Source organism: Aliiroseovarius halocynthiae, assembly GCF_007004645.1.
Taxonomy (GTDB): domain Bacteria; phylum Pseudomonadota; class Alphaproteobacteria; order Rhodobacterales; family Rhodobacteraceae; genus Aliiroseovarius; species Aliiroseovarius halocynthiae.
In genome coordinates this window covers 1-5,986 of record NZ_ML660034.1, presented here as the reverse complement: position 1 = coordinate 5,986, position 5,986 = coordinate 1, and the positions used below count along the sequence as shown (strand labels likewise).

3 protein-coding genes and 1 pseudogene are annotated in these 5,986 nt (G+C 53.5%); 1 reads left to right on the top strand and 3 read right to left on the bottom strand.

Annotated features, from left to right (window positions below; genetic code table 11):
* Positions 1-36 precede the first annotated feature (36 nt).
* The 3 genes and pseudogenes from FIL88_RS16500 to FIL88_RS16490 all read right to left on the bottom strand — a co-directional run.
* Positions 37-602 (bottom strand): annotated as a pseudogene (locus FIL88_RS16500) (IS3 family transposase); the annotation flags it as partial.
* 288 nt (positions 603-890) lie between these two features.
* A complete protein-coding gene (locus FIL88_RS16495) occupies positions 891-3,797 on the bottom strand; it encodes an autotransporter outer membrane beta-barrel domain-containing protein (RefSeq protein ID WP_142854986.1) in 2,907 nt (968 codons plus the stop codon).
* Positions 3,798-3,867: 70 nt separating this feature from the next.
* Positions 3,868-4,965 (bottom strand): TIGR03032 family protein, encoded by a 1,098-nt coding sequence (locus FIL88_RS16490; RefSeq protein ID WP_246066763.1) that lies wholly within the window; start codon positions 4,963-4,965, stop codon positions 3,868-3,870.
* 448 nt (positions 4,966-5,413) lie between these two features.
* On the opposite strand from FIL88_RS16490, the gene FIL88_RS16485 reads away from it, so the two are divergent.
* A complete protein-coding gene (locus FIL88_RS16485; RefSeq protein ID WP_142854985.1) occupies positions 5,414-5,599 on the top strand; it encodes a hypothetical protein in 186 nt (61 codons plus the stop codon).
* Positions 5,600-5,986: the final 387 nt, after the last annotated feature.

Here is a 5,986-nt window from a genome sequence, read left to right as displayed (position 1 = left end):
TGGACCAGTCAGATGAGGCTGCTCAGGGCGGGTTCATCGGACGCTCACTTTCAGCCCTTCGGGTCGCCAGATTCGCTCGACCCGTTTGTGGTTAACACACCAGCCCGCGTTGTTGAGCAGACCCGTCACCATGCGATATCCATAGCGCCCGTACTGGCCGGCCAACTCGATGATGTCGTCCGTCAGGCGATCTTCGTCGGCCCGGCCCTACGGCACCTTGGGCTGCGTGGATCGGTGCTGACCCAAAGTCCGGCAGGCGCGGCGCTCGGATACGCCAAGCTCCCGCCGCAAATGGTCGATGCATTTGCGACGCCGCGAAGGGCTTAGAAGTTTTCCTTCGCAGCTTCGGACAGAATGAGCTTGTCCAGTGTCAGATCAGAAACGGCCCGCCGGAGCCGCTGGTTCTCTTTCTCAAGCTCTTTCAGCCGAGCGAGTTGCGACCACTGCATCCCGCCATAAAGCTTACGCCATCGATAAAACGTCTGCAGCGTCACGCCGATCTGACGCACCGCCTCCGCGATCGTAGCCCCTTGGCCCTGCAGAACTTCAACTTGCCGAAGCTTCGATACGATATCTTCGGGCTTCTCTCGCTTTCCAGCCATCGCTGATCCTCCAATTTACGGGATAATCTATCCCAGTTGGTGGACCACTTTCAGGGGCTACTTCACCTTCACAAATCCTCGTCTCGAAATTACTGCAACCGTTTCAAAGGAGATACTGGCATCCCGCGGCGCTACACGCCACAGCCTATGCTGTCTGAAAAAACTCTGTGTCGTCATCCGGCATAGAATTCTCTTTGCTATTATTTACTCAATTTTCCTAATGGCCCGCAGGCCAACAGCTACCATTCGCCGGTATGAAGGCTCCAACTTGGGGCCCTAATCTTGTTTTTACCAATGAACTCTAAGACCAACGGTTCCTGAGAGGCCTTTGTTATTGCCGGACGCGCCGTCGAAGCTGGTGCGGTATGCAGCCTCACCAAACAGCTCAGATTTTCCTATCCCATAGGAGCCGCCAACGCCGATTTCAGCCCATGTGCTGGCCGCTGTTTCAGCCGAGAAGCTTTCGGATCCAACGCTGACTGTGCTGCTGCCAGAGAAATCATGCAGGATGTTGCCAACAACATACAAGTTTTTGCCTTCAGCTGTGTCTACCAGTTCATAGCTGGCACCAATGCGCCCCGTGAGACGGCTATCCGTCCCCAAGTTCACAACGTCACTATTGCTGTCAGTAAAGCTTCCGCCGTTCACTTGACCCCAGATAAGTTGCGCCTGTGGAACAATGGAAATCGTATCAGACAGCACGATTGTTTTACCAGCTTCGACACTTAAGGCGTAGGCGGTTGATGATTGTCCCGTTGCAAGGTTGCTTCCGCCGCTGGCGAAATCACTATCAAGCCAGTTTACTTGCCCTTGGATGTCAAGATACGTACCTGCGCCATCAAGCCATGTTGCCGTCGCGCCAATGCCATATCCGGTGGAGTTGATTTTACCATTGCCAAATTCACTGGTGACGCCTGACGAGAGATCACCATATTGAACGGTCACGCCAAATACCCAGGGCGTATTGTCTGAGGAGAAGTCTGCGCCGGCTTGAACGCCCCAGATTGAGGTATCCATTGCGCCGCCGGATTCGGTTTGCGCATCTAGGTTGCGGCCATGAACGCGTAACCAACCCACCTTGTTTTCGGTCGTCGTGCGGCCTAGTGTCCGTTGGGAAAATGTGGAGAGCTGATTGAAGCTGTTCAGAACAATGAGTGCGGTTTCATAAACGCTCGCATCTTCTGACAAACCAACGCCTCTTAGGAGGTATTGCGCACCATCAAGAACGAGATCGTAACTAAAGGCGCCACTGGCAAAGGCCCCTCCAGCAAGCTGGAAGTCTCCCTCGGCGGTCGTGCCCTGAACTTCAACCACGAGAACGTCGTTGCCGGAGCTTACGCCTGAAGAAACATCTGCAATCTGGATCGATGTTGACCCGCCGGATACATCACCGCCAATCACAAGCGTGTCACTTGTGTCAGTTGCAAAATCGACGTCGATCATGACAGATCCTGACCCCACAAAATTACCAGAAACAGAAATACTGTCTCCGGTAGCGCCGTCTTGTGCGTTGATCGTGCCGCCGTTCGACAGGTTACCGGTTAGATTAAGACCGCCCATTGCATTGAGGGTGCCACCGCCCGAAACTGAAAGGCGAGTAGCGCTAAGCATGTTGTCGCTAAATGAAATCGTCGCGCCATTCCCAACAACGACATCCTCCCAACCAGTCACCCCCGCACCGGCCAGTGCGCCGCTGGAGCCAGAAAAGGTTAGAGTGTCGGTATCAGCACCACCATCTAACGTGGTTACAGCAGAAAAATCTCCACCTGAGAACGTTAGATTGTCAGCTCCTCCGCCCAACACGATGCTGCCCGCAACCACAGCGCCAGAATTGACTGTCGTGGTGGAATCCCCATCATCATTTGTGATGGCTTGACCAGAAGAGCTACTTACGTTCGCACCAGCGTTAAGTACGATGGTCGCTGCACCAACAACGTGGCTATCTGCTGGGGCACTGTCCACATTTCTCACTCGAATCCCACTACCCGATCCGCCGGTCACTGTTCCCGTAACGGTGATTTGCGCGTCGCCAGAGCCATCATGAAGTGCAGTAATTCCATCAGTACCACCCGAAACATTAACGGCGGTAATGGTCATATCCGTACCCGTAGTTTCGCCCGTGGCGTTGTAGTAACCCGATGCAGATATTCCTGCCCCGGTCCCGCCAGATACAGTCCCCGTACTTGTCACCGTTATCGCACCACTACCGGGGGCGCCCACGTAAATACCATATGTACTGCCCGAAACATCGTTGGCAGTTACTGTCATATTTTCGCCGTACCCCAAATAGTCGGTTGCACGTATGCCCATGCCATACGCACCAGAGACAGCCCCTGTTGTTGTAACATTTACCGATCCTGTTCCGTAGTTTTCTGCAATTATGCCAAATGCACCTGCAGTCACATCAACCGCTGATACAGTGACATCCTGGCCGTTGTAATTGTTTAGGCTCGCCCGTATTCCGGTGTCAGAATCTGCAGTTACAGTACCTGTCGTCGTAATAGTGATTGACCCTGACCCTGCCCCATTTGAGCCCGCACTAATCCCGCCGCCATCACTATCCACATTATGGGCCGAGATGGTCATGTCTGTGCCATTGGACAGCACAACCGCATCGATTCCATTGTAGCCGGCGCCTGTTGTCCCAACTGTTCCTGTCGTCGTTATCGTCAGCGCCCCATTACCCTCTTGAGCCGCGCGTATCCCATGACCTAAACCCCCACCCATTATGGTCGCCATATTGGAATCCGTAAACGTGATACTGGTATCGCCAATTCCGTTTTCCAGCCTAATTGCGTCGTCCAAACTTGGCGTCAACGCAAAACCGGCACCAGTTGTGACTGTAAGCGCACCTCCTGATGCGGAAGTTGGTACCTCCGTTATATCTGTGATCGCCGCAGGGCCAGTACAGGCCCACACACCGCTACCCATGGTGGTTTCGGCACAACTTCCCGCATACGCATTTCCGCCGGCCAAGCTCCCACCTAGAATGAGTGCCGTCTTCAACGCCACGATCGATGCCGACGTTCCAAGCAAGTTTGCAACCTGAGATGCTGCAGGCGCGCAACTAGCAACCTGGCCAGCAACTTTGGTTAACCGGCCTCCGCACCTTGAAAAACCGTAATATTTTAAGGGTTTTTTGTTGCCTACCTGTGCGAAAGACCCCTTGGGTTTGATCACATACTTCCGTTTCATGTCAACTTCCCCTTACTAACCACTAATCTTTAAGTTGTATTTACCAACGAAGCATTAACACGCTCTCACTTCAGCAAGCAAGCGTTATGAGATTGGCGGCCTCCGGTGTGTCCGGTGACAGGGCCATAGGACAACGGATTCCTTCGATAATTTCCAAATCGTAGAGTTCTGAGACGGCGCCATCGATGCGCAGCCAATCCACACAGTTGCCGGTGTTTAGGTCGATAATCTGCACACCACACCAGGCATCGCTATCTGCAGCCTTCAGGCGGTCTTCCAATACGAGCCCCTCAAATCGTTCGTAACGCGGCTTGGAGAGGCCGACAAAAGCAAACCCATCGTGAAACGCAATGCCGCGCAAGAAGCCCGGACAAAACGCGCGCGGAACAAAGCGACCCAAACCGCCTTCGTCAAAGACGACTTCGCCCAATTCGCCCGTTCCACTATTGGCCACCCAAAGTTTGCCGTTATGCATTCGGGGCGAATGGGGCATCGAAAGGCCCTCACAAACCACTTTATTTTGCGCAACATCAATCACAACGCCCCCATCGGCGCGCCGATCGCGCCAACCGTCGATGGTGTCTGAGCGGCTTATGGCCGTAACGTATCGGGGTTTCCCATTCTCCATAGCAAGGCCGTTAAGGTGGCAGCGATCTTCATCAACCAAGCTGGAAATAAAATTTGGCCGCCAGACTTCTTCAAAGCTATGACGCGGCGAAGTTCGCGCAAGACAGTTATAGCGGGTGTTCACGAAAATGGTGCCACCATCCGCCTCATGCCCGACATCATGCGCATCAAGCCGCCCCGTAATTTTGATTTCGCGCGGAACAAAACAAGCATCGAATTCACCGTTCATACGCTCGTTAGGGGCCAAGGCATTCTCGAACCGCATAAGTTGGAAAGCACAACTCAAAGCAAGGCTGCCATCACGGCTCAAACTGATGCCCATGGGCTTAGGTAAGGCGGTTTGGTGGATGTTTATTCCGTCGTCCTGCTTGGAGCCCACAAAGTACAAAAGCCCAGACTGATAGGACGAGAAGGCAAAAGACAACCCCAGTTTTTGCAGCCGCATCGAGAGCCCCGCAGAGACTGAGTAGGTCACTTCGGGCTTTGCGGGCTCATTTGACGGTAGGGTGTTCGGTTGCGCCGTGGCTTGCGTATTGGTCAATTTGGATCCCCATCACTAACAGTCAGAAATTAGTCTCTTACATGTATTTTCAACCCATATATACTTATAAACTAGGGCTGATCTACTCACACGAGATTTGTACACAGACGTCAGCCGCGATTTTCTGTCTGTGGGCCTGCGACGAGAAGGAGATCAGATATGTCGAAACGGACACCACATCATCCAGAGCTCAAAGCCAAGGTGGCGTTGGAAGCGCTGAAAGGCTGAAGATACGTTCAGCGAGCTGGCCAGCCGGTTCCGCGTGCATGGACGATGATCCACGAATGGAAGCGTGCCCTGCTTGAAGGCGCGTCTGGTGTATTTGAGCGCGGCGGCCGGAAGGCTCCGGAAGTCAATGAAGAGCAGGTGAAGACCTGCACGCCAAGATCGGGGCGCTGGCCATCGCCAGTGGTTTTTGGGCAAGAACGCTCAAGCCTTAGGCCAGCAAGTGAGGCGGAAGCTGATTGAACCAAACCTGCACCGCCTGTCCGTTGGCAAGCAATGTGCAGTGCTGTCGATCTCGTGGTCGTCGTTTTACTATGCCCCCAAGGGCGAGAGCGAGATGAACCCTGACCTGATGAAGCTGACCGACAAGCAGTTCTTGGAGACGCCGTTTACAGGGTGCAGCAGATGACATGACACCTGCGCAATGATGATCACGTGCTCAACGAGACGCGAATTAATGTCGCGCGCAGCGAATTGACATGGAGAGCGTTGCCGTTTCAGTCAAAACCCTACGTTTGTGTCACGGTGCAAAGGATTGTTTTTGGAAGGGGAATTCTGTTATGGGTTTTTGTCCAAAAGCAGTCGTTCGGAAACTGCACCGAGCGGTGAGTGTGAGCCCACTTTTCACAAAATCCGTAAGCTTTGAACAACAGGTTCTGACAACGCAGAACGCTGGTCGTCAAATAACCCCTGTCCCAGAAACATATCAAAGCTCAAACTGTCCAAACGCTGCTTATCTTTCGCTTCCTCTGCCTTCAGCCGAGCCTCTCTGAGCAGCCTCATCTGACTGGTCCAA

What these genes read in the sequence shown, in the direction of transcription:
- FIL88_RS16495 (WP_142854986.1), bottom strand. Translation starts at nt 3,797, where the DNA reads ATGAAACGGAAGTATGTGATCAAACCCAAGGGGTCTTTCGCACAGGTA.